The organism is Halomonas sp. B23F22_20 (genome assembly GCF_043496985.1).
In the GTDB taxonomy this organism is placed as follows: Bacteria; Pseudomonadota; Gammaproteobacteria; order Pseudomonadales; family Halomonadaceae; genus Halomonas.
The window spans coordinates 136,882-159,693 of the sequence record NZ_JBIEKH010000008.1; the positions used below are offsets into that span (position 1 = coordinate 136,882).

The 22,812-nt window shown below is 67.0% G+C and carries 20 protein-coding genes; 3 read left to right on the plus strand and 17 right to left on the minus strand.

What is annotated here, in order from left to right; translation table 11 throughout:
- Positions 1-4: 4 nt before the first annotated feature.
- From tamB to ACGTN6_RS08670, 3 genes are all read right to left on the minus strand, one after another.
- A complete protein-coding gene (tamB, locus tag ACGTN6_RS08660; protein WP_394590987.1) occupies positions 5-4,045 on the minus strand; it encodes an autotransporter assembly complex protein TamB in 4,041 nt (1,346 codons plus the stop codon).
- A gap of 73 nt (positions 4,046-4,118) precedes the next feature.
- Positions 4,119-5,981 (minus strand): autotransporter assembly complex protein TamA, encoded by a 1,863-nt coding sequence (gene tamA / locus ACGTN6_RS08665; protein WP_394590988.1) that lies wholly within the window; start codon positions 5,979-5,981, stop codon positions 4,119-4,121.
- A 30-nt stretch (positions 5,982-6,011) separates the two neighbouring features.
- Complete coding sequence (locus ACGTN6_RS08670; RefSeq protein ID WP_394590989.1) at positions 6,012-6,827, minus strand: hypothetical protein; 816 nt, start codon at positions 6,825-6,827, stop codon at positions 6,012-6,014.
- 273 nt (positions 6,828-7,100) lie between these two features.
- Here ACGTN6_RS08670 and ACGTN6_RS08675 point away from each other — a divergent pair, with 273 nt between their 5' ends.
- Positions 7,101-7,679, plus strand: coding sequence for a superoxide dismutase (locus ACGTN6_RS08675; protein ID WP_183387322.1), 579 nt, complete (start codon positions 7,101-7,103; stop codon positions 7,677-7,679).
- A 238-nt stretch (positions 7,680-7,917) separates the two neighbouring features.
- On the opposite strand, the gene ACGTN6_RS08680 is transcribed toward ACGTN6_RS08675, so the two are convergent.
- Both ACGTN6_RS08680 and galU read right to left on the minus strand, forming a co-directional pair.
- Positions 7,918-9,207 carry a UDP binding domain-containing protein gene (locus tag ACGTN6_RS08680; RefSeq protein WP_394590990.1) on the minus strand — a complete coding sequence of 430 codons (1,290 nt, stop codon included), beginning with the start codon at positions 9,205-9,207 and terminating at the stop codon, positions 7,918-7,920.
- A gap of 3 nt (positions 9,208-9,210) precedes the next feature.
- Complete coding sequence (gene galU, locus ACGTN6_RS08685; RefSeq protein ID WP_394590991.1) at positions 9,211-10,101, minus strand: UTP--glucose-1-phosphate uridylyltransferase GalU; 891 nt, start codon at positions 10,099-10,101, stop codon at positions 9,211-9,213.
- A 138-nt stretch (positions 10,102-10,239) separates the two neighbouring features.
- Between galU and ubiG the strand changes: the two genes are divergently transcribed.
- On the plus strand, positions 10,240-10,965 hold the full coding sequence (gene ubiG, locus ACGTN6_RS08690; protein ID WP_394590992.1) for a bifunctional 2-polyprenyl-6-hydroxyphenol methylase/3-demethylubiquinol 3-O-methyltransferase UbiG: 726 nt from the start codon (positions 10,240-10,242) through the stop codon (positions 10,963-10,965).
- The gene (locus tag ACGTN6_RS08695) at positions 10,962-11,630 is read left to right on the plus strand and encodes an HAD-IA family hydrolase (protein ID WP_394590993.1); all 669 of its coding nucleotides are present in this window, start codon (positions 10,962-10,964) and stop codon (positions 11,628-11,630) included. The genes ubiG and ACGTN6_RS08695 overlap by 4 nt, the downstream gene beginning before the upstream one ends.
- 184 nt (positions 11,631-11,814) lie before the next feature.
- On the opposite strand, the gene ACGTN6_RS08700 is transcribed toward ACGTN6_RS08695, so the two are convergent.
- The 12 genes from ACGTN6_RS08700 to aspS form a co-directional block, all read right to left on the minus strand.
- Positions 11,815-12,579 carry a YciK family oxidoreductase gene (locus tag ACGTN6_RS08700; RefSeq protein ID WP_394590995.1) on the minus strand — a complete coding sequence of 255 codons (765 nt, stop codon included), beginning with the start codon at positions 12,577-12,579 and terminating at the stop codon, positions 11,815-11,817.
- A 14-nt stretch (positions 12,580-12,593) separates the two neighbouring features.
- Positions 12,594-13,385 (minus strand): tol-pal system protein YbgF, encoded by a 792-nt coding sequence (gene ybgF / locus ACGTN6_RS08705; protein ID WP_394590996.1) that lies wholly within the window; start codon positions 13,383-13,385, stop codon positions 12,594-12,596.
- A gap of 43 nt (positions 13,386-13,428) precedes the next feature.
- Complete coding sequence (gene pal / locus ACGTN6_RS08710) at positions 13,429-13,962, minus strand: peptidoglycan-associated lipoprotein Pal (RefSeq protein WP_394590997.1); 534 nt, start codon at positions 13,960-13,962, stop codon at positions 13,429-13,431.
- 29 nt (positions 13,963-13,991) lie between these two features.
- The gene (gene tolB / locus ACGTN6_RS08715) at positions 13,992-15,278 is read right to left on the minus strand and encodes a Tol-Pal system beta propeller repeat protein TolB (RefSeq protein WP_394590998.1); all 1,287 of its coding nucleotides are present in this window, start codon (positions 15,276-15,278) and stop codon (positions 13,992-13,994) included.
- The gene (gene tolA / locus ACGTN6_RS08720) at positions 15,278-16,396 is read right to left on the minus strand and encodes a cell envelope integrity protein TolA (RefSeq protein WP_394591000.1); all 1,119 of its coding nucleotides are present in this window, start codon (positions 16,394-16,396) and stop codon (positions 15,278-15,280) included. Before tolA ends, tolB begins: the two co-directional genes overlap by 1 nt.
- Positions 16,397-16,405: 9 nt before the next feature.
- On the minus strand, positions 16,406-16,846 hold the full coding sequence (tolR, locus tag ACGTN6_RS08725) for a protein TolR (RefSeq protein WP_394591001.1): 441 nt from the start codon (positions 16,844-16,846) through the stop codon (positions 16,406-16,408).
- Positions 16,847-16,859: 13 nt separating this feature from the next.
- Positions 16,860-17,549: a protein TolQ gene (tolQ, locus tag ACGTN6_RS08730; RefSeq protein ID WP_394591002.1), complete on the minus strand. Its 690-nt coding sequence runs from the start codon at positions 17,547-17,549 to the stop codon at positions 16,860-16,862.
- A 25-nt stretch (positions 17,550-17,574) separates the two neighbouring features.
- A complete protein-coding gene (gene ruvB, locus ACGTN6_RS08735; protein ID WP_394591003.1) occupies positions 17,575-18,603 on the minus strand; it encodes a Holliday junction branch migration DNA helicase RuvB in 1,029 nt (342 codons plus the stop codon).
- 49 nt (positions 18,604-18,652) lie between these two features.
- Positions 18,653-19,261, minus strand: coding sequence for a Holliday junction branch migration protein RuvA (gene ruvA / locus ACGTN6_RS08740; RefSeq protein WP_394591004.1), 609 nt, complete (start codon positions 19,259-19,261; stop codon positions 18,653-18,655).
- A gap of 123 nt (positions 19,262-19,384) precedes the next feature.
- A complete protein-coding gene (ruvC, locus tag ACGTN6_RS08745) occupies positions 19,385-19,927 on the minus strand; it encodes a crossover junction endodeoxyribonuclease RuvC (protein ID WP_394591006.1) in 543 nt (180 codons plus the stop codon).
- 24 nt (positions 19,928-19,951) lie between these two features.
- A complete protein-coding gene (locus ACGTN6_RS08750; protein WP_394591007.1) occupies positions 19,952-20,707 on the minus strand; it encodes a YebC/PmpR family DNA-binding transcriptional regulator in 756 nt (251 codons plus the stop codon).
- Between the two features lie 243 nt (positions 20,708-20,950).
- Positions 20,951-22,741 carry an aspartate--tRNA ligase gene (gene aspS / locus ACGTN6_RS08755; RefSeq protein ID WP_394591009.1) on the minus strand — a complete coding sequence of 597 codons (1,791 nt, stop codon included), beginning with the start codon at positions 22,739-22,741 and terminating at the stop codon, positions 20,951-20,953.
- Positions 22,742-22,812: the final 71 nt, after the last annotated feature.

Here is a 22,812-nt window from a genome sequence, read left to right on the forward strand (position 1 = left end):
CCTGTTATCGGCTCAGCACCGGGGGATCGCCCGGCAGGCTGAAGGTGTAGATCAAGTCCACCGCCTGGGAGGCACCGGATATGGCCTCCAGGTAGAGGTTGCGCCATAGCTTGTAGCGCAGGCTCAGCTCGGCGATCGGCGAGAACACGCCGACACCATAACCGACGCTCAGCCGGTCCGTCAGGTTCCCGGTCACCACCACCTGACTGTCCTCGCCGCTACCGGCGGTATCGAGGCGAAGGTCCTGGACGCCGAAGGCCTCACCGATGGCGCCCACGGCACCGCCTGCTTGCTCCAGGGTGACCCCGAGCAGCGCAGAGGTCAGTGCACCGTCGGCACCACCGCCATCATCCGGGGCGCGACCGCGCAGCACGTAGGACAGCGCCCGGGATTCATCCATGGCCGGCTCGGAGAATATCTCCAGGCTGGGGCTGGCCGCCGGGCCGGTGACGCGCAGGCCGGCGACGACGCCATCCTCGGTGTTGTCCGGGTTGCGCACGGCCTCGAAATCGAGCAGCGGCTGGCCGGGTGGGCCGCTGAAGTAGAGGATACCCTCGCGAATGATCAGGTCCTGGCCGAAGGCACGGAAGCGCCCGTCCTCCAGGTTGACGTTGCCGAACAGCTGGACGGGGCCGTTGGACTGGCGAACCTCGAGGCCTCCGGCCAGCTTGGTCTTCAGGCCATAGGCCGCGAGGCGCATGTCCGGGCCAAGCGCCAGGGTCACGCGCACGTCCAACGCCATGCCGGCCTTCTGCATTGCTTCGGCGGTGGATTCGCCCGCCTCGCCGTTGGCGGCGCGGCGGTCTGCTGCCTCGGCCTCTTCACGGGTGATGATCACTTCATCCGGGCTTGGCGACACCGCCGAGGCCGGCACCTGGCCCACCTCTAGCCGGGCCCAGGGCACCCCGACCTCGCCGCGGACACGCAGCCGGTCCGGCGTTGCCCGGATCGACAGGTCCGGCGCCAGGCGCAGCCGGCCAAATCCCGGCAGTGCGGCCTCGAGCGGCGCGTCACGCCCTTCCAGATCGAGGGAGGCTCGCCAGTCGTCTGCCGATGGCCAGCGAGCATCGCCGGTGATGCCCAGTCTTCCCTGTTCGCTGGCCAGGTAACCGTCGATGTCGGCGCGGTCACCGCTCAAGGCCACCGTCAGGGCACCGTCGGCCACCGACAGCGGCAGGCCAAGCCCCTCCGCGCGCAGGCCGTCGAGTTCGATGCGGCCGTCCAACTGAGGCTGGTCGCGGGAACCGCCGATCGCGACGTTACCGCCGAGCGTGCCTTCGAGGGTCTCCAGGTCGGCGACCAGCGGACGATAGGGGCTCAGCCGCACCTCATCGACCGTCAGCCGGCCATCCAGCTGCCCGGCCCCCATGGGATCGATGATTCCCAGGTCCAGGCGAAGCGCGCCGCTATCGCCGAGGGTCAGTGCCAGGCCGACATCGGCACGGGCCTGGCTGGCCTCCAGGTCGAGGGCAAGCCCCGTACCGGGAACCGACCAGGGCTGCCCATAGGCATCCTCGCCGGCGACCTCGACCTGGCTATCGAGGTTGGCCGTGGCCTGCCAGGCGCTGCCGCCGCGCGACCATTCGGCCTCCAGGTTGCCCTCGCTGTCGCCATCGATGCGCCATCCCGGCGGCATGGCATCGTTGATCAGGTCCATGGGCAACTCGCGGATGGCTAACGCGGCTCGTCCGCTGTCCGCTGAGGCGGACAGGGCCTCGGTCAGACACAGGCCACCGCCCTGTTCGCGACGCAGGCAGAAGGGCTGCACCTCCACTGCACTCGCGCCCAGGTCGGCGTCGAAGGCCAGCGCCTGGTCGAGGGCCAGCCGGCCATAGGCGGTGTCGGCTTCGAGCGGGGTCAGTCGGCCAGTGTAGTGCTGACGGGCCTTGTCGAGGGCGCCCTCGAGGGCGAGATCAAGCGAGGCCAGTGGCCCGCCGGAATCGCCGCTCACGGCCAGCGTCAGGCGGTGCTCGGAGAGACGTCCATCGAGCGCCAGGTCGATCGTGTCGAAGGTCTGGCCAGCGGCCGCGACTTCTCCGGCTTCAAGGCTCAGGTCCAGAGCCGGATCCTCGAGCCCGGCGACATTCCCCGAGAGGCGCAGCCGGGCGAGCCGGTTGTCGGCAAAGGCCAGTCGGTCGCCGTCGAGGGTCAGCGAAAGCTGCGGCTGCTCGAAGCTTCCGTCGGCCTCGATATCGCCGGAGAGTGCCCCGGCGAGCCCGGGGTAGAGGGTGTCCAGCCGCGGCATGTCGAGGCGGGCATCCAGGCTCAGATCGCTGGGGGCTACCGTGCCGGATGCCTGCAGGCGATTCTCGCCCTGGCGCAGGCTCAGGGTATCGACCTCCCAGTTCATGTCATGGTCACCGGACAGCTGCCCTTCCAGCGAGAACGGTTGGTCGGCGAGTTCGCCGTCCACCGCCAGTGCCGGTACCCCGAGTCGCCAGCCGTCGGCGCTCTGGGTGAAGGCCAGTTCGAGGTTGCCGTCGAGTCGACCGGCCAGCCCCTCGACGAAGGGCTCCGGGTCGAAGCCATCGACGTTCAACTGCGCCGAGACCGACAGGGCCTCGGACCAGTCGACACGCCCTTGGCTGGTCAGCGTGCCCTTGGGTGGGGTCAGGCGCAGCGGCGCCCAGTCGAAGCGTTTCAGGTTGCCCTGGCCGCTCAGCTCGAGCCCGCTGCGTGGCAGCGACGGCCCCTGGGCGGTCAGCCCCAGGCTGACCCGATAGTCGGTCAGCGACCCTTCGACGTTGAGCGCCAGGTCCTCGACCTTCCATGGTTCAGCCGCTTCGGCCACGCCCTCTTCGGCTCCATCTCCGGCTCCATCTCCGGCGCCGTCGGTCTCGCTGTTGGCGGTCGGCGTGGCGCCGGGCAGCGGCCATTGCAGCGCATCGCTCTCCAGGCGGGCGGAAAACGGCAGTGTCGGGTCCAGGGCATCGAGATGCGCCTGAAGACTGGCTGCCACGGGGCCGCTGGCGGTGAGTGAGACGCTGAGGTCACGCAGGTCACCGGCCAAGGCCAGCTCGAGTCGCTGGCCGGCCAGGGCCGGCAGACGCTCTGGCAGATAGAAGTCCGCTCCCAGGTGGGCTTCGAGGGGGTAGTCACCGCTCAGCGTGACCTCGGCCTCGAGGGTGGCATCGGCCTCTCGGGACGCCACCGCCAACGGATGGACGATCACCTTCTGGTCGCGGGCGGTGACGCTGAGGTCGAGCCGGTCGATCACGTAGGCCTGGGGCCCTTCCAAAGCGATGTCTTCCAGGGTCAGGCTAGGGACGTTCACCGCCAGCGGCAGGGTGATGTCCGGCAATGTCAGCGGCTCACGCTCGTCCAGCGGCTTGTCCCGCACCCCCGCCGCGGACGGAGCAACGCTGGCAGGAAGCGGCGAACGCACGGCCACGGCGGCGTCGATCGATGCCGCCGTGAGTACCGGCTCGGGGCGTTCGGACTCGCTGAGGGCCAGCTGGTTGCCCGGTGAGATCGGCAGGGTCAGACGCAACCCGGCGAGGCGTGTCGGGGTCAGGTTCAGGGTATCGTCCGCGGCTTCCGCGCCGCTGGAGAAATGCTCCCAGGCCAGGCGGGTGCCGTCGGCGAGGCGCACCTCGACATCGTTCAGCACCAACTCGCGCAGCTCCACCGGGAACGGCAGGCGGATCGGCCCCGGCGCCGCCCCGGTGCTGTCCTCGGGGGCTTCGTCGTCAGGTGTCTGCTCGCCCTCCGCGAGACGAATCCGCGCGCCTTCGACGACCAGGCGATCCAGGCACAGCCGCCCATCGAGCAGGCAGTCCTCGGCCCAGGCCAGTTCGAGATGCGCGATCGCTATGCTCGCAGGCCCGGCCTCGAGGCGCAGCCCTTCGATGTTCATGGCATCCAGCGGCGCGCCCTCGACGGACTCCGCGTCGATCAGGCCGAGTCGCTGTCCCTGATCGATCAGCAGGCCCGTGCCCCAGGGCGACAGGACCAGACCCAGCAGCAGCAGAACAAGGCCCAGCAACCATAAGGGCAGCAGGACCAGCAGGCGGACGACTGCCCAACTCAGGCGACGCACTCTCACGATGATGCCCCTCGCAGGATCCACGGGCGGGCCACGGCCCGGCTAGAACGGTGTAGGCTCACGGTGTCGATACTCAGAACTCCGGACCGATGGCGAAGTGGATGCGGTAGGCATCCTCATGATCGAAGGGGTGGGCGACATCGAGGCGGATCGGACCCACTGGCGAGATCCAGCGCACCCCCAGGCCGGCGCCGGTGTTCAGTTCCTGTGGCCACCAGTCGTTGAAGGCGTCGCCGACGTCGACGAAGCTGGCCAGCCACCATTTGCCGGTGAGACGGCGCTGGGCCTCGACGCTTGCCACCAGACGCTGCTCGCCGCCGGTCAACTGACCCTCGTCGTCTTCCGGGGCCAGCGACTCGTAGGAATAGCCGCGCACGCTGTTGTCGCCGCCGGTGAAGAAGCGCAGCGACGGAGGGATATCGGCGAAATCGTCGGTGACGACGCTGCCCGCCCCGACGCGGCCGACGAAGCGATAGTTGTCGCCGAGACTGCGAATCCATTGCGAGTCGGCATTCATGCGCAGGAACTCGGCCGACGAGCCCCAGGCCTCGCTGGAATACTGCAGGGTGATCTGCTGGCGATCTCCCCAGGTGGGGAACGTCGGGTTGCGCGCGCGGGTCCGCGTCCAGCGCACCCCGGGATACAGCAGCAGCACCTCGTTGTCCTCGTCGGCCTGGGTGAAGTCCTCGTAGGTACTGCGCAGGTAGAGATACTGTTCCCATCCATTGTCGAACTTCCAGCGTCGGCCAAATTCCACGCTGGCCTCCATGGTACGGGTATCGTCGCTGTCCTTGTTGCGCAGGCCGTACTGCAATTCATAGCTATCTCTCAGCGGATCCTCGAGCGGCATCTCGTAGACGCCGCTGAACTGCTGCTCGGGGCCGGAAATGTAGAGATCGTGGTTCCAGCTGTGCCCGTAGCGATTGACCCAAGGCTGATCCCAGGAGAATCGGGCCCGGGGGCCGACATCGGTGGCGAAGCCAACGCCGACCTCGAACTGGTGGCGATCGGCCGGCGTGAGTGTCACCTCGATGGGCACCTTGGGCACCGCCGGTGCCCGGATGTCGTCTGCCGAGGCCAGGGCCTCTGCGCTGAGCCGCGGCGCGGGCTGTGCGGCCGGTGCCAAACCCTCGACGTCCAGGGCGTTGAGGAACCCCAGGCGCGCCGGCGGCAGAGCGAGTTCGCGGACCCCAGCATCCAGCCGCGGACGTACGCTGACCGACGCGAACCATTCGGTTTGGCCGAGACGCTGATTGAAGGTGGCAATGTCACTGGCCAGGTAGGGCTTCCCCTCGCTGAACGGCGCAAGGGCCTCGAGCCGCTCGGTCTCGATGTGCTGGCCGCGGAAGCTCACTGGCCCGAAGCGGTGGCGCGGACCGCTGTCGAGTGCCAGCGACAGGCGGGCGCTATGCGCCCAGGGCCGGATTTCCATACGCCGTTCGATGAAGCGCCAGTCAAAGTAGCCGCGTTCCAGGGCCAGGCCGGCAAGCTTGCTGCGCAAGGCGTCAAAAGGTGCATGATGCAGCACATCGCCTTCCTGCTGCGGATAGCCGGCGATGGCCGAGCGAAACGGCGGATCCTCGGCGGCCCCACCGGCCAGCCGAAAACGGAGGCGCTCGATACGTACCGGTTCGCCGAGCTCGACGCGAAGCGTCACCTCACTGGGAGCCTCGGGGTCGTCGAAGGTCACCTCCAGCGTGGGCGCATAGTAGCCATAAACCTTCAGGGCCTCGCGGGCAAGACGCCGTATTTCCGCTTCGAGCCGCTGCGTCGAGTACTGGTCGGCCTCCAGGCCATCGAGGTAAACCTCGAGATTCTCGGCGGGATCGCCCTCGACACCCTCGAAGCGCGCGTCCATGGCCAGGGTCATCCCCGGACTGGCGAGACCGATCGACAGAGAGACGGCAGCGAGGCGCTTGATGAAACACTTATCCATGATATCGACACTTCCCTGGCTGACGTCCCGTCACTGCCGCAGCGCTTCGAGCCGGGCGCTCGTGGCCAGCTGCGCCTGGCGCAATTCCCGTAGTTCGGACTGTACGTCCGTGAGGCGCTCCTCCAACGAGGCCGCCCGCTCACCGACATCATCGCGCGATGCCCCCAGGGCTTCAACGTTATCGTCGAGACTATCCAGGTCCTCCCGCGCCTCGTCGAGTCGATTGCTAAGCGCCTCGTGGCGCTGTTCGATACGCTGCGTCAGGTTGGCGATTCGCTCGGCGTCGGTATCCTGCGCGCTCTCAAGTCCTGCCAGCCGCTCGCCGAGTGCGGCTCGGCTCTCGCGCCCCGCCTTCTCGAGGGCATTCATCGAGTCACGCACCGCCGCCAGGGTATCGGCCCGAACCTGTCCGTCTTCGGCCAGGGTTGTCAGTCGGGCGTCGAGGTCGGACTGGGCATCGGCCAGCGGCTCCAGGTGCTGCGACTGCCAGCCGTCGAGGCGCTCCTCTAGGCGGGCATCGAGATCATCTTCCAGGCTCGAAAGTTCACCGAGACGCCGCTGTATCTGCGATAACAGTTCACCACGGCCCTCCGAGGCATCGAAGCGGGCATGCACGTTGGAGATCTCGCCATCGAGGCGGGCAAGGCGCTGCTCCAGTCGCTGGCGCTCCAGCCACCCTGCCCCGGCAAGGGCGATCAGTGCCGACGTGAGCAGCAGTATCAACAGCCACAGCGGCCAGACCCTGGCACGAGACGGCGGATGCGACCGGTGATGGCCGGCCAGGCTGGCATCCGGGTCCGGAACGATCGGTCGGGGCTGCCGGCTATCTTCCGGGCGCTCTGCCATGGAGGTCTCCTTGCTCTGTGCGTGACGGCGTCTTGCCGGCGTTGATGCCGGCCTGCGACCTAAGTCCGAGTCCGGCGATCGGAATTGGCGGACCCCGAGCCGGGTGATATGATGCCGTGACCTGACTGGCACAGCATACTGATAGTGTACGGTTTTTTATCGAGGGAGCGAACGGGGCACGGCCGATTCGAGCCGACGACGACCTTGCATATCCCTCGCGCACTGGCACACCATGGGTCGCCGACCCGTGACTAGCAATGAGGAGAAACGACAATGGCATTCGAACTGCCTGCACTGCCGTACGAGAAGAACGCCCTGGAACCGCACATCTCCGCCGAGACTCTGGAGTATCACTACGGCAAGCACCACCAGACCTACGTCAATAAGCTCAACGAGCTGACCGACGGTACCGATGACGCCAACAAGTCTCTTGAAGAGATCATCAAGTCCTCCTCCGGTGGCCTGTTCAACCAGGCGGCTCAGGTCTGGAATCACACTTTCTACTGGCACTGCCTGTCTCCGAACGGCGGTGGCGAGCCGACCGGCGCCCTGGCTGACGCCATCAACGCCAAGTTCGGTTCCTTCGACAAGTTCAAGGAAACCTTCAACGCCCAGGCCGCAGGCAACTTCGGCTCCGGCTGGACCTGGCTGATCAAGACCGATGACGGCGGCGTCGACATCGTCAACACCAGCAACGCCGACACCCCGGTCGCCCACGGCCAGACTCCGCTGCTGACCATCGATGTGTGGGAGCACGCCTACTACATCGACTACCGCAACGCGCGTCCGAAGTACCTCGAGAACGTCTGGAAGGTGCTGAACTGGGACTTCGTCGCCCAGAACTTCGCCTGATCCCCAGCGGACTCGCGAACAAAACGGCCCCGCCAGAAGGCGGGGCCGTTTTGTTTTATTGATCGCCGATCAGCGTGAAACCACTCGGCATGGATTGGGGGTGCCCTTCGTGGGAGCGATCTTCAGATCGCGAAAGCGGTAGCTCGGGGCATCATCCCATCGTAAATACGGCTGCTGCTGCTTCGCGGCGGATCGCTCTGCAAGCAGAGCTCCCACGAAGGGCGGCAGCCACTTTCCGTCAAGGATCGGCGCGGCGCCCTATGCCCCGATAGTGCAGCCCCATGTCGGCGACGTGGTCGGGATCATAGATATTGCGACCGTCCAGCAGCAGCTTGCCCTTCAGGCGCCCGACCAGCGTCGGCCAGTCCGGATTCCAGTAGGCCTTCCACTCGGTGACAAGCATCAGCGCATCGGCACCGTTCAGAACCTCCTCGGGGTCGTCATCGAACAGCTCGAGCAGCGGATGCTCGCCGAGGCGCTCGCGCAGCGCCCCCACCGCAGCGGGATCATGCAATCGAACACGAACGCCCTGGGCCCACAGGGCTCGCAGCAGGGTCAGTACCGGGGCGTGATCGATGCGCGCGGTGCCCGGCTTGAAGGCTGCCCCCCAGATCGCCACCGTCAGGCCCTCGAGACGCCCGTGGTAGTGGGCCCATAGCTTGCGGAACAGCGTTTCCTTCTTGTGCTCGTTGATGTCCAGCACCTGATCGAGCAACGCCGAATGTCGGCCGCTGGCCGACTGGACATCGGCCAGCCGCATCAGGTCGCGGGAGAAGCTGGGCCCCCCGAAACCGCAGCCGGGATAGAGGTATTCGTAGCCGATGCGGGTATCGGCGCCCATGCCCTCGCGAACGTGCTCCACGTCGACGCCGAGCGTATCGGCGAGGCCGGCAATCTCGTTCATGTAGCTGATGCGGGTCGCCAGCATGCCATTGATGGCCAGCTTGCTCAGCTCGGCGGCACGGCGCGGCATGCGCTGGAAGACCTCGCGGCGGCGGTTGAAGGCCCGCAGCAGTTCGCGCACGCGTCGCTCAGCATGGCGCTCGTCGCAGCCCAGCAGCCAACGAGAAGGCCGAGTGAAGGCTTCCCAGGCCCGCCCTTCCTCGAGCAGATCGGCAAGGGCCACGGCGAATCGACCGTTTCCCAGGCAGGCGGCCAGGCGATCCGTCTCGCCGACCGGGAAGGTCGAGTTGTTGACCAGCACGGCATCCGCTGTCAGCAATGACGACAGCCCGGCCACGGTGGCCCGCCCGGCTTCCCGCTGCTCCGGCGACAGGGCCAGCCACAGTACCTCGAAGCGTTCGTCATCCGGACGCTCCTCGGGGCCCAGTATTCTCAGATGGCCATGCTCCCGGCCCTCCTCCAGGCGCGCCATCAGCTGCGGCTCGCTGGACAGCCAACCACTCGCGGCAAGCGTCGGCCAGTCGGCGCTGTCATGGGGCCACCACACCACGCGGTGGCCTACCCAGGCCAGAGCCGCCGCCGCCGTGGCCGCGGCCAGCTCACTGCCATGGACCAGTACGCGCATCGGTCACTCCTCGCCGGCGTAACGAGCAAGCAGCTCGCGGAACCCTTGCCCATAGCGGGCATGACGGCGGCCATAGGCGAGAATCGCCTCCAGATAGCCGAGCTGGTGGCCGCAGTCATATGTCCGTCCACGCATCCGCCAGGCATCGACGCCAGCCTCACGGCGCAGAGTCTCGATGGCGTCGGTGAGCTGGATCTCGTTGCCGGCGCCTGGCGGCGTCTCGGCCAGCAGCGGGAAAATCCGCCCTGGCAGCGCATAGCGACCGATCACCGCCAGATCGGAGGGTGCGTCGTCCACCGCCGGTTTCTCGACCACCCCGGCCAACGGGCCGGCCTGGCCGGCGGCCGGGGGCTCGCCCTCGGGGGCGACGATGCCGTACTTGTAGACCAGCTCGTGAGGCACTTCCTCCACCATCAGTTGGCTATGGCCGGTGGTCTCATAGGCCTCGATCATGCCGGCCAGGTCATTGCGTTCGAGGCCGGTGTCGTCGACCAGCACGTCGGGCAGCAGTACGGCAAAGGGTTCGTCGTCGCCGATCACCGGCCGGGCGCAGAGGACCGCATGGCCGAGACCCAGGGGTTCGGACTGGCGCACGCTGATGATATTGACGTCCTCGGGGACGATCGAACGCAGCTCCTCGAGCAGCTCGTGCTTGCCCTTGGCCTCGAGACTGGCCTCGAGCTCGAAGTGCTTGTCGAAGTGGTTCTCGATCGCGCTCTTGCTGCCATGGGTCACCAGCACGATATCGCGGATACCGGCGGCAACGGCTTCCTGCACCACATACTGGATCACCGGCCGATCGACGATGGTGATCATTTCCTTGGGAATCGCCTTGGAGGCAGGCAGGCAGCGAGTGCCGAAACCGGCGACGGGAAGGACGGCCTTGCGAATCATGATGCGGTTCCTGTCTGTCGTATTGATTCCCGGTGAGCGGGCATGGGCCGGCGCCACGGGAACGAGTAGAATGGCATGATACCGAACCAGACCCAAGCTGCCACCGTGGCAGGGCGGCGACACCTAGGGAGAGCACAGATGACGGCAAGCGAGTCCCCGGCGGGCAACGTCGATCCAGCGGAGATCGCCAAGTTCGAGGCCCTGGCGCATCGCTGGTGGGATCCCGACGGCGAGTTCAAGCCGCTGCACGAGATCAATCCGCTGCGACTCGACTTCATCGATGCTCGCTCCGGCCTGGCTGGCCATCGCGTGCTCGATGTCGGCTGCGGTGGAGGCATCCTCGCCGAAGCCATGGCCCATCGCGGCGCGGACGTCACCGGCATCGATCTGGGCGAGGCACCGCTGGCGGTCGCCAGGCTTCATGCCGAGGAGAGCGGCGTCAGCGTGGACTACCGGCAGATCAGCGTCGAGGAGCTGGCCGCGGCCCATCCCGGCGAGTTCGATGTCGTCACCTGCCTGGAGATGCTCGAGCACGTGCCCGATCCGGCCTCGGTGATCCGCGCTTGCGCGCAGCTCGTCAAACCCGGCGGCCAGGTATTCTTCTCGACGCTCAATCGTAACCCCAAGGCCTACGCCCTGGCCGTGCTCGGCGCCGAGTACCTGCTGCGCATGCTGCCTCGTGGCACCCACGACTACGCCAAGTTCATCCGCCCCTCGGAGCTCGCCACCTGGTGTCGCGAAGCCGGCCTCGAGGTGCGTGAGCAGAGCGGCCTGACCTACCAGCCGCTGACGCGCCGCTATCGGCTATCCGCGACCGACGTGTCGGTCAATTACCTGATGCACTGCCGGCGGGAGGCGTCGTGAGTCGCGAACTGCCGACACCCAAGGCGCTGCTCTTCGATCTCGACGGCACCCTGGTGGATACCGCCCCAGACCTGGCCAGAGCCACCAACGCCCTGCGCGCCCATCACGGTCTCACCCCCCTGCCCTACCCGACGATTCGTGCCCAGGTCTCCAACGGTGGCAGTGCCCTGGTGACCCTGGCGCTGGGCCTGGAACGCGACCATCACGATCATGACGACGCCCGCAGCTTCCTGCTGTCTATGTACGGCGAGGCGGTGGCCGTGGAGAGCCGGGTCTTCCCGCCGCTGGACCGTCTGCTCGACGACTGGCATGGGGCCAGACGTCCCTGGGGCATCGTCACCAACAAGCCCCGTGCCTATGCCGCCCCGCTAGTGGAGGCGTTGGGCCTGACGCCGGGTGTGCTGCTGTGCGCCGATGACCTACCGGTCAAGAAGCCAGACCCGGCACCGCTGTTCGAAGCGGCAAGGCGGCTGGGAGTGGTGACTGCCGACTGCTGGTACGTCGGCGATCACCTGCGTGACATGCAGGCCGCCAGGGCCGCCGGCATGTCGGCGGTAGCGGTGGGATATGGCTATATCGACGAGGAAGACGACTTCCGTCGCTGGCCGGCGGATCTGTGGTTCGAGACCGCCGAGGCGTTGACGCTGGCCCTGCGAGTGGGCTGACGGGCTGCGGGCTGCGGGCTGCGGGCTGCGGGCTGCGGGCTGCGGGCTGCGGGCTGCGGGCTGCGGGCTGCGGGCTGCGGGCTGCGGGCTGCGGCAGTGAGTATCGCTCATCGCTCGAAGCCCGCAACATCCTGCTCACCGCTCACCGCTCACCGCTCACCGCTCACCGCTCACCGCTCACCGCTCAACCCTTGGGCGGCTGGGCGTCGAACCGCTCGCCGCTGTGCCCCTGGCTATCGGGGCCCATCAGCCACAGGTAGGTGGGCATGATCTCCTCCGGCGTGCGCAGCGCCTCGGGGTCCTCCGCCGGATAGGCGGACTTGCGCATGGCGGTGCGGGTGCCGCCCGGGTTCAGGCTGTTGATGCGCAGCGTACCGAGGTGTTCCACCTCATCGGCCAGCACCTCCATGAATCCCTCGGTGGCGAATTTCGACACCGAATAGGCGCCCCAGTAGGCACGCCCGCGGCGTCCCACCGAGGAAGACGTGAAGATCACAGAGGCATCCGGAGAGGCCTCCAGCAGCGGCAGCAGCGCCTGGGTCATCCAGATCGGGCCGTTGATGTTGACCTGCATCACCTGTTCCCAGAGCTCGGGGTTGTACTGCGCGAAGGGCGTGATGCGCCCAAGCAGCCCGGCGTTATGCAGGATGCCATCCAGCCGGCCGAACTCCTTGTCCAGCGTCTCGGCCATGTCATGGAAGTCCTTGACTGTCGCCCCCTCGAAGTTGAGCGGGAAAATCGCCGGCTGCGGCAGCCCCTCGGCCTCGATGGCGTCGTAGACGGCCTCCAGCTTGGCGATGGTGCGCCCCAGCAGAATCACCGTCGCGCCGTGCCGAGCGTAGCTCAGGGCGGCGGCGCGACCGATGCCGTCGCCGGCACCGGTGACCAGGATCACCCGACCGGCCAACAGGTCGGCGGGTGCCCGATAGTCGATCTTGCAGATGGTCATGGCAAAGCTCCGCGTCAGTTGCCGGACTGGCGCAGGAAGTCGCTGGCCAGGCTGGCGGCGCTGCTGTCGGGATACTCCTCGCGAACCCGGTCGAGCAGCTCGCGACTGGCTTCCGGTTCGCCCTGGCGGGCCTTGAGTAGACCCAGCTTGTAGAGCGCGTCGGGCACCTTGTTGCTGTCGGGGAAGTCATCCAGAACGCGACGGAAAGCCGTCTCGGCCGCCTCCAGATCGGAGCCCGCCGAGTGCAGCTCGCCGAGCCAGTAATAGGCATTGGCGGTCAGCCGGGTGTTCGGATGTTCGGAGACGAAGGCCTCGAAGGCCTGGGTCGCCGCCTCGAACTCACGAGCTTGCACCTTGGCGAACGCTGCCTGGTAGTCGGCGCGGGCACCCGCATCCGAAGCGCCGGATGCTCCCCCGCCCTGGCTCGACGACGATGCCTCGTCACTCGAGGAGGACGCCTCGTCAAGCGCCGCCTGGCCGCCTTGCCCGCCAGGCGCAGACCCCGCCGCCAGACGGTCCTCGAGGTCCATGTACTGCTGGCGAGTCTGGCGCTTCAACTGATCGAGCTGGTAGCGCAGTTCCTCGACCTGCCCACGCAGCTGGCGCATTTCTTCCTGATTGCGCTGCACCTGGTTGAACAGCACCAGGCTGCCCCCCGCCTCCTCGCGGGTGGCGGCCTGGTCATAGAAACTGCTGCGGCCGGAGCCGGGGGAGAGATCCTCCACCACCGGCTGCTGGGCCAGCGCCGGGGTCACCAGCAGGCTAAGTGCCCCCGCGGTGTACCAGGCTTTGAGACGAGGCCTCATCGCGTTCTCCCTTCGCTATCGTGTTGCCGTGCGTAGCCCGTGCTCAGTAGGCGAAGACCACACGGCGGTTCTGGGCATAGGCGTCTTCGTTACTGCCACGGGCCGCCGGGCGCTCTTCACCATAGCTGACCACCTCCACCTGGGAAGGCGAGACGCCCTGGACGTTCAGGAACCGCTCCACGGACCCGGCGCGACGCTCGCCGAGGGCCAGGTTGTACTCGCGGGTACCGCGCTCGTCGGTATGGCCCTGGAGCACCACGCTGGCACTGGGATTGCTGCGCAGGAAGTTAGCATGGGACTCGAGCACCGACTGGAACTCGGGGCGGATGGCATCGCTGTCGTAGGCGAAGTAGATGGTGCGGACCTCGGGGATACGCGAGCCAGCCATCTGGCCGGCGCCCTCGCCGAGTCCGCTGCCGCTGACCTGGCCGCTGCCGGCGGTGCCGGTACCCACGCCGCCACTGCCGGCAGTGCCGTCCATGCTGCCATCCTGGGTGCCGCCGGTGCTGGAACAGCCGGCCATCACGGCCAGAGACATGGCGACGGCCAGGGTGCGGGCATAAGGCTTGAATTGCATCATTCGACTCCTTTCCTTACGGGATACGTTCAGTTCAAAAACGGGGACCAGGCGGGCTCGCGCACATCGCCCTGCGCGGCGGGCAGCCGGAACGACGCCCGTCCGTCCGCGGAGACGGCCCCCAGCACACCATTACCGCCCTGCTGGGTGGCGAAGATTACCATGGTGCCATTGGGCGCGACACTGGGCGATTCGGCCTGGCCGGCATCACCGAGCTCCACCAGCCGTCCGCTCTCCAGATCCTGCTTGGCGACCCGGTAGCCATTGGCCCCGCGATGGATCAGGAAGATGGCCTCGCCGTCAGGCGCGAAACGGCCGCGGGCGTTGTAGTTGCCGGTGAAGGTGACGCGCTCGGGCGAGCCGCCCAGCGTCTGGCGATAGATCTGCGGTCCGCCGCTGCGGTCCGAGGTGTAGATCAGGCTGTTACCGTCTGGTGCCCAGGCCGGCTCGGTCTCGATGCTCGGGCTGTTGGTGACGCGCTGGAGCTGCTGCGACCCGACGTCCATGACGTAGATCTCCGGCTGGCCGTCGCGAGACAGAGCCATGGCCAGGCGGCGACCATCCGGCGACCAGGCCGGTGCGCTGTTGAGCCCCTCGAAGGAGGTAAGGCGAGCCCGGCGGCCGCTGGCCACCTCCTGAACATAGATGCCCGGGCGACCGGACTCGAAGGAGACGTAGGCGAGCTTGCCACCGTCTGGCGACCAGGCCGGTGACATGATCGGCTGGTCGGAACTCAGCACCTGCTGGCTATTACGGCCGTCCGCATCGGCAATGAACAGCTGGTAGGCGGTGGACTCGCCGACGCCCTGGGAAGTGACGTAGGCGATGCGAGTGGAGAAGGCACCGCGAATGCCGGTGATCTCCTCGAAGATCTGGTCGCTGATGCGATGAGCGGCGGCGCGCAGCTGGTCCTGGCCGGCGGTGATGACCTCACCGAGCATCCGTGATTCGCCGCTGACGTTCATCAACTCGTACTGGATTTCGACGCGGCCGCCCTGCTGGTTGACGCGTCCCACCACCAAATAGCGGGTGTCCAGGGCTTGCCAGTCGCCGAAGCTGACGTCGTCGCCGCTGCTCGGTTTGGCGAACATCGCCTCACGTTCCAGGGGCGCGAAATAGCCGCTACGCTCCAGGTCGTCGGCAATGATCTGCGCCACGTCCTGCGGTAGCGACTGGCCGCCATCGGCGAAGGGCACGACGGCGATGGGTGTGGCACGCTCGTTGCCACGCGTGATGTCGATGGTCAGGTCGGCCTGGGCAAGCGACGTGCATAACAGCAGCACGGCCGCGAGCCAGGTGGTGATCAAAGCTCTCATCAGCGAATGTCCCCTGGTCGGAATCTGAGGTTGAACTCACGGTACTGGCGTTGCACCGCAGCGGGCAGCTCACGCAGCTCGGCAAAGGGTGCGGCGGTTTCCACGGCCTCCAGGGCCGAGCGGTCGAAGGCGCTGTTGCCACTGCTACGACCCACGCTGGCGGCGAATAGCTCCCCGGAGGGACCCAGGCGGACGGCGATCTCGGCGGCGGCGCCGTCTGGCACGTTGGGCGGAATCACCCAGGACTGCTCTACGGCCTGGCGCACCAGATTGATGAAGCCGTTGGCCGCCTGTTCGGCCTGGCGGGCGTTGGCCACGGACTCTGATTCGCCGGCGATCGCCTGGTCGAGACTGTTCTGCGCGGCCTCGGCGGCACGACGAGCGGCTTCTTCCTTGCGGCGCTGCTCCTCGGCTTCACGCTGCTTGCGCGCCTCTTCCTCGGCCTGGCGCTGGCGTTCGGCCTCTGCCTCTTGCTCGCGACGCTTCTGCTCTTCGGCTTCACGCTGCTTGCGCGCCTCTTCCTCGGCCTGGCGCTGACGTTCGGCCTCTGCCTCTTGCTCGCGACGCTTCTGCTCCTCGGCTTCGCGCTGCTTGCGCGCCTCTTCCTCGGCCTGGCGCTGGCGTTCGGCTTCCGCCTCCTGTTGGCGTCGCTCTTCGGCCTCGCGTTCGCGGCGAGCCGCTTCCTCCTGGCGCTGACGCTCCGCCTCCTGGCGTTCGGCTTGCTGGCGGGCCGCTTCCACTTCGCGTCTCTGGGCTTCGGCGGCGGCCTGCTCGGCAGCCTGACGAGCCTGCTCACGCTCCTCGGCCTTGGCGGCCTCCTCGGACTGACGCTGGCGCTCGGCCTCGGCCTGCTGTTCGGCTTCCGCCTGGGCGGCTTGCGCCTCCTCGCGCTGGCGTTCCGCTTCGGCCGCGGCCCTGGCCCGCTGTTGCTGAGCCTGTTGGGCCTGATCGGTGGCGGTCTCCGCGCGTACCAGCGTGGCCTGGACGATGGCCTGGTTCGGCGGTTCGCGCTCGGCGGTCGGGAAGCGGATGACGCTGATCACCAATAACCCCAGGTGCAGGCCGATGGCGAGGATCAGCGGCAGCCCGTAGCCGACGCGACGATGGTATCTGGCCATGCGCGCTCCTCAGGCCTCCCCGGGGGGTGGTTCGGAGATCAGCCCGACGTTGGCCACGCCCGATGTCTGCAGGGTGCTCATCAGGGTCACGATCTGGCCGTAGGCGACGTTGCGATCGCCACGCACCAGCACGCGGGTGCCCGGCTCGCGTTCGAGCAGGATACGTACGCGCTCGCCGAGCTGGTCGAGATCGACCGCTGTCTCGTCGCCGCTCAGACTGACGAAGACCTGGCCGTCACGATCCACCGAGACGATGATCGGGTCGCGATTTTCCGAGTCCTCGATGGGCTCGGAAGTCACCTGGGGGAGATCCACCTTGACGCCCTGGGTCAGCATCGGCGCGGTGATCATGAAGATCACCAGCAGCACCAGCATGACGTCGATGAAGGGTACGACGTTGATCTCGTTCATCGGCTTGCGCCGGCCCATACGATTGAAGGGTCCGTGCATGGCGTCGCCCTCCTCAGCCGGCAGCGGGTTCGCCGCGCCCTTGCAGGTTGCGGTGCAGGATGGAGTGGAACTCCTCGGCGAAGTCCTCGTACTTGCCGAGCATGCGCGACGATTCGGCCGACAGCCGGTTGTAGAAGATCACCGCGGGAATGGCGGCGAACAGGCCCATGGCGGTGGCGATCAGGGCTTCCGCGATCCACGGCGCCACCGTGGCCAGGGTCGCCTGCTGGGCCATGGACAGCGACTGGAAGGAGCCCATGATGCCCCAGACCGTGCCGAACAGTCCGATGTAGGGGCTCGATGACGCGACGGTCGCCAGGAACACCAGGTGCAGGTTGAGGCGGTCTTCCTCGCGGGACCAGGCCACGCGCATGCTGCGCTGCACGCCGTCGAGGATCGCCTGTGGGCTCCGAGTCTTGGGCATCAGACGATTGAACTCGCGGAAGCCGGCACGAAAGATATGCTCGGCGCCCTGAGTCTCCTGTTCGGCGGGCGTTTCGCGATACAGTTCGTTGAGGTCGACCCCGGACCAGAAGCGGTCCTCGAAGTCGCGGTGGGCCTTGCGGGCCCGGCGCATCACGAAGCTGCGCTGGAAAATCACCACCCAGGACAGCAGCGAGCCCAGCAGCAGCAGCAGCATCACCGCCTGGACCACGCCGCTGGCGTTCATGATCAGGTGGGGGATGGACATGGCGTCGTTCACGGGAATCCTCGTCGTCTCGTCGGAGTCAGTCTTGGGAAGGCGCCGGGGCGCGGTCGTCCGGCGCCAGGCCGAAGTGCTGCCAGGCCTGGCGGGTCACCACTCGCCCACGGGCGGTACGCATCATCAGCCCCTGCTGGATCAGGTAGGGCTCGATGACGTCTTCGATAGTGTCGCGCTCCTCGCCGATCGCCGCCGCCAGCGAGTCGACGCCCACCGGTCCACCGTCGAACTTCTCGATCATCGCCAGCAGCAGCCGGCGGTCCATGTGGTCCAGGCCATGATGATCGACGTGAAGCATGTTGAGCGCCCGGTCGGCGATCTCGGCGTCGATGTCGCCGCTGCCTCGCACCTCGGCGTAGTCGCGCACCCGGCGCAGCAGGCGATTGGCGATCCGCGGGGTGCCCCGGGAGCGCCGGGCGACTTCCCGGGCGCCGCCATCGTCGGCGGCCACGCCCAGCAGCCGCGCCGAGCGGGCCACGATCTCGCTGAGTTCCTCGATCGAGTAGAACTCCAGGCGCTGAACGATGCCGAAGCGATCGCGCAGCGGCGAGGTCAGAAGACCCGCCCGGGTAGTCGCGCCGACCAGGGTGAACGGCGGCAGGTCGAGCTTGATCGAGCGCGCTGCCGGCCCCTCGCCGATCACGATATCGAGCTGGAAATCCTCCATGGCGGGATAGAGGATCTCTTCGACCACCGGCGAGAGGCGATGGATCTCGTCGATGAACAGCACGTCACCGGGCTGCAGGTTGGTGAGCATGGCGGCCAGGTCTCCGGCGCGCTCGAGTACCGGACCCGACGTGGACTTCAGCCCCACACCCATTTCGGTGGCGATGATGTTGGCAAGCGTCGTCTTGCCCAGCCCCGGCGGACCGAACACCAGGGTGTGATCGAGGCTCTCCTCACGGCCGCGGGCGGCATGGATGAAGATCTCCAGCTGCTCGCGGACGCGGGGTTGGCCGATATAGTCGGCCAGGTGCTTGGGCCGGATGGCATGGTCCAGGGAGCCTTCGCCGTCGCGGCTGTCGGCGCCGATCAGGCGATCAGTCTCGAGCATGGGGCCCCTCCGCCGGCATCAGGATGAAACGCTGCGAGTCATGCATGGGTCAACTCGCCATGCGACGGGCGAGCGCCGCCTTGATGATCGCCTCGGTGCTGCCCTCCTCCTCGAGGCCGGCGAGCATCCGCGTCGCCTCGGCGGGCTTGTAACCGAGGCTGACCAGCGCCGCTTCGGCCTCGGCCAGCGGATCCTCGCGCGTCGCGGGGGCCGATGCCGTCCCTTCGCCGGGCAGGGTGGCACCCTCGCCTTCCCAGTGGGGAAAACGGTCGCGCATCTCGACGATCAGGCGCTCTGCGGTCTTCTTGCCCACGCCGGGCAGGCGCGTCAGCGACTTCACGTCGTCATCCATCACACAACGGATGAAGGCGTCCTCATCCATCCCCGAGAGAATGGCCAGGGCCAGCTTCGGGCCGACGCCGTTGACCTTGATCAGGGCACGGAACAGCGCCCGTTCCTGCTCGCGCGCGAAGCCGTAGAGCAGGTGGGCATCGTCGCGAACGGTGAGGTGCGTATGCAGCGACACCTCCTCGCCGAGCCCGGGCAACGCCACCAGGGTGGTCATGGACGCCTCCAGCTCGTAGCCGACGCCGGCCACGTCCACCAGCAGCCAGGGGGGCTGCTTGTCCACCAGGGTGCCTCGCAAGCGTCCGATCATGGTATGTCACTGTCCTTGAAGATGAATCCGCGGCGCGTTGGGCTCACTATACTGGTCCCCACGACGCCATGCCAGCCCGTGAAACGGCGTTCGACAACCTTTCGGCGTCGCCGGGAAGCGACATCACTCGGGGCGAAAATCCCGCCACGATGCGCCTTTGGTGCGCCGCCTGCTGCCGCCATAGCTGCCCTCGCGTATCAGCCCGAGTCGGGCGTGAGCATGCGTCAGGGCAATGGCCAAGGCATCGGCGGCATCGGCCTGAGGCGTGCCGGACAAACCCAGGATGGCCGTCACCATATGCTGCACTTGGGCCTTGTCGGCGCCGCCGCCGCCGGTCACCGCCTGCTTGATCTGGCGCGGCCCGTACTCGCTGACCGGCAGGCCGTGATTGGCGGCACAGACGATGGCGGTACCACGCGCCTGGCCGAGCTTGAGCGCCGAGTCGGCGTTCTTCGACATGAACACCTGCTCGATGGCGAACTCGCCCGGACCGTGCAGGCCGATCAGCTCGCTGATGCCGGCGTAGACCTGGGCCAGGCGCTGGGCCAGGTCGTCGCCGCGGGTGCGGATGCAACCGCTGGCCACGTACTGCGGCTTGGGCGTGGTGACGTCCAGCACCCCATAGCCGGTGATCCGCGACCCGGGGTCGATGCCCAGGATCAGCATGCAAGCCCCTTCGTCATGGGAGATCTACGCATCGTGCAGCTCGTCAAGGATGGCATCATTGAAGCCGGCATTGGTGTAAACATTCTGCACATCGTCCAGATCCTCGAGCATGTCGACCAGCTTGACGATGCGTCGGCCCAGGTCGACGTCATCGATGCGAGTGTAATTGTCAGGAAACAGCCCGACGTCACTGGCCTCGGGCTCTATGCCCGCCTCGACCAGGGCATCCTTGACCGCCCCGAAGCTCTCCGCCGTGGTCACCACTTCCAGCCGGCCATCCTCGAGGGCCTCGATGTCCTCGGGCTCGGCCGCCAGTGTGGCCTCCATGGCCGCTTCCTCGTCGATCTCTTCCGGCAGCGTCAATCGGCCCTGCTTGTGGAACATGAAGGCCACCGAACCGGAGGTGCCCAGGTTGCCACCGTGCTTGCTGAAGGCATGTCGTACTTCGGAGACAGTCCGGTTGCGATTGTCGGTCATCGCCTCGACCATCACTGCCACGCCTTCGGGGCCATAACCCTCGTAGACGACCTCTTCCATGTCGTCGCCGTCGGTGTTACCGGCGCCGCGGTCCACCGCGCGCTGAACGGTGTCCTTGGGCATGTTGTTGCCCAGCGCCTTGTCGATGGCGGCGCGCAGGCGAGGATTGTCCTCCGGGTCGCCGCCGCCCTGCCGCGCGGCCACGGTCAGCTCGCGAATCAGCTTGTTGAAGATCTTGCCCCGCTTGGCGTCCTGAGCCGCCTTGCGGTGCTTGATATTGGACCATTTGCTATGGCCGGCCATATTCCCTCCGTCTGTGTAGTTCGTCAGTCGGGATACGCCCATGCCGCCGTGCCCAGCGGGATGAGCGCCGAGGACAAGGGGGAGCGAGGTTCTTTTGACATGAAAGTCAAAAGAAGCGCCCAAGGATGGGTTTACCGCGTCCTCGCGACACCTTGGCGTCGGTAAAGCGAATATGAAGTATCGCCCCCCAGAAACGACACCGGCGCCACTGGGGCGCCGGTGCGATCGCGGGAGACGCGCCGCTTATTCGGCGCCGCCCTCCGCTTTCTCCGTCTTGGCCTTCTGACGCAGGCGGATGTTGAGCTCCTTGAGCTGCTCGGCGCTGACCTCGCCCGGGGCGTCGGTCATCAAGCAGGCCGCGCTCTGGGTCTTCGGGAAGGCGATCACCTCGCGGATGGTGCGGGCACCGCTCATCAGCATCACCAGGCGATCAAGGCCGAAGGCCAGGCCACCGTGGGGCGGCGCGCCATACTGCAGGGCGTCGAGCAGGAAGCCGAACTTCTCGCGAGCCTCTTCCTCGTCGATGCCGAGCACCTCGAGTACGGTCTGCTGCATGGCCTGGTCGTGGATACGGATCGAACCGCCGCCCAGCTCGGTGCCGTTGAGCACCATGTCGTAGGCGCGGGACAGCGCCTCGGCGGGATTGGCCTTGAGGGTCTCCACGTCGCAGGACGGCGCAGTGAACGGATGGTGCAGGGCCTGCAGGCGAGCACTGCCGTCATCCTCGAACATCGGGAAGTCGACCACCCACAGCGGTGCCCACTCGGCGGTGTAGAGCTCGAGATCCTCGCCCAGCCTGACGCGCAGCGCGCCCAGTGCCTCGTTGACGATGCGCGTCTTGTCTGCGCCGAAGAAGATGATGTCACCATCCTCGGCACCGACGCGATCCAGCAGTTGCTCGACCACACCTTCCATGAACTTGACGATCGGCGACTGCAGGCCCTCGAGGCCCTTGGCACGCTCGTTGACCTTGATCCAGGCCAGGCCGCGGGCGCCGTAGATACCGACGAACTTGGTGTACTCGTCGATCTCCTTGCGGCTCAGCGATGCCCCGCCCTTGACCTTGAGCGCGGCCACGCGGCCGTCATCGGCATTGGCCGGGCCAGAGAACACCTTGAAGTCCACGTCCTTCATCAGGTCGTCGACGTCGGTGAGTTCCAGCGGGATGCGCAGGTCGGGCTTGTCAGAGCCGAAACGCTGCATGGCCTCGGCGTAAGGCATGCGCGGGAACTCGGGCAGTTCGACCTCGAGCACTTCCTTGAACAGGTTGCGCACCATGCTCTCGGTGATCGCCATGATGTCCTCCTCTTCGACGAAGGAGGCCTCCAGGTCGATCTGGGTGAACTCGGGCTGGCGGTCGGCGCGCAGGTCCTCGTCGCGGAAGCACTTGGCGATCTGGTAGTAGCGATCGAAGCCGGACACCATCAGCAGCTGCTTGAACAGCTGCGGCGACTGCGGCAGCGCGAAGAAACTGCCCGGATGGGTGCGGCTCGGCACCAGGTAGTCGCGGGCACCTTCAGGCGTGGCACGGGTCAGCACCGGCGTCTCGATGTCCAGGAAGCCCTGCCCTTCGAGGTAGGCGCGCACGCTGTGGGAAATCCGCGAGCGCAGGCGCAGCTTGTCGATCATCTCCGGGCGACGCAGATCGATGTAGCGGTACTTGAGGCGCACTTCCTCGCCGACCTTGCCGTGCTCATCGAGCTGGAACGGCGGCGTGGAGGCAGTGTTGAGAACCTCCACGTCCTTGGCCAACACCTCGATCAGGCCAGTCGGCATGTTGGGATTCTGGGTGCCCTCGGGGCGCAGACGCACGCGGCCGCTGATGCGCAGCACGTATTCGCTGCGGGCGCGGTCGGCATTGGCGAAAGCCTCGGCGGTGTCGGGGTCGACCACGACCTGGGCGATGCCGTCCCGATCGCGCATGTCGAGGAAGATGACCCCGCCATGGTCACGGCGGCGATGTACCCAACCGCACAGGGTGACCGTCTGATCCACCATGGTCTCGTTCAGCTGGCCGCAATAATGGCTGCGCATGTCGTATCCTGTCTTGTTGCGTGAAATGAAGTAGCTGACAGTCTGCCGGACTCACGATCGATCGAAGCCGA

Bases quoted from the DNA above. Each gene is read 5' to 3' on its own strand.
- tolA (WP_394591000.1), bottom strand. From the start codon at position 16,396: ATGGCCAGATACCATCGTCGCGTCGGCTACGGGCTGCCGCTGATCCTC.
- tolR (WP_394591001.1), bottom strand. From the start codon at position 16,846: ATGCACGGACCCTTCAATCGTATGGGCCGGCGCAAGCCGATGAACGAG.
- ACGTN6_RS08670 (WP_394590989.1), bottom strand. From the start codon at position 6,827: ATGGCAGAGCGCCCGGAAGATAGCCGGCAGCCCCGACCGATCGTTCCG.
- ybgF (WP_394590996.1), bottom strand. From the start codon at position 13,385: ATGAGGCCTCGTCTCAAAGCCTGGTACACCGCGGGGGCACTTAGCCTG.
- ruvC (WP_394591006.1), bottom strand. From the start codon at position 19,927: ATGCTGATCCTGGGCATCGACCCCGGGTCGCGGATCACCGGCTATGGG.
- galU (WP_394590991.1), bottom strand. From the start codon at position 10,101: ATGATTCGCAAGGCCGTCCTTCCCGTCGCCGGTTTCGGCACTCGCTGC.
- ACGTN6_RS08750 (WP_394591007.1), bottom strand. From the start codon at position 20,707: ATGGCCGGCCATAGCAAATGGTCCAATATCAAGCACCGCAAGGCGGCT.
- ubiG (WP_394590992.1), top strand. From the start codon at position 10,240: ATGACGGCAAGCGAGTCCCCGGCGGGCAACGTCGATCCAGCGGAGATC.
- pal (WP_394590997.1), bottom strand. From the start codon at position 13,962: ATGCAATTCAAGCCTTATGCCCGCACCCTGGCCGTCGCCATGTCTCTG.
- ACGTN6_RS08675 (WP_183387322.1), top strand. From the start codon at position 7,101: ATGGCATTCGAACTGCCTGCACTGCCGTACGAGAAGAACGCCCTGGAA.
- ruvA (WP_394591004.1), bottom strand. From the start codon at position 19,261: ATGATCGGACGCTTGCGAGGCACCCTGGTGGACAAGCAGCCCCCCTGG.
- ruvB (WP_394591003.1), bottom strand. From the start codon at position 18,603: ATGCTCGAGACTGATCGCCTGATCGGCGCCGACAGCCGCGACGGCGAA.
- tamA (WP_394590988.1), bottom strand. From the start codon at position 5,981: ATGGATAAGTGTTTCATCAAGCGCCTCGCTGCCGTCTCTCTGTCGATC.
- aspS (WP_394591009.1), bottom strand. From the start codon at position 22,741: ATGCGCAGCCATTATTGCGGCCAGCTGAACGAGACCATGGTGGATCAG.
- tolB (WP_394590998.1), bottom strand. From the start codon at position 15,278: ATGAGAGCTTTGATCACCACCTGGCTCGCGGCCGTGCTGCTGTTATGC.
- ACGTN6_RS08700 (WP_394590995.1), bottom strand. From the start codon at position 12,579: ATGACCATCTGCAAGATCGACTATCGGGCACCCGCCGACCTGTTGGCC.
- ACGTN6_RS08680 (WP_394590990.1), bottom strand. From the start codon at position 9,207: ATGCGCGTACTGGTCCATGGCAGTGAGCTGGCCGCGGCCACGGCGGCG.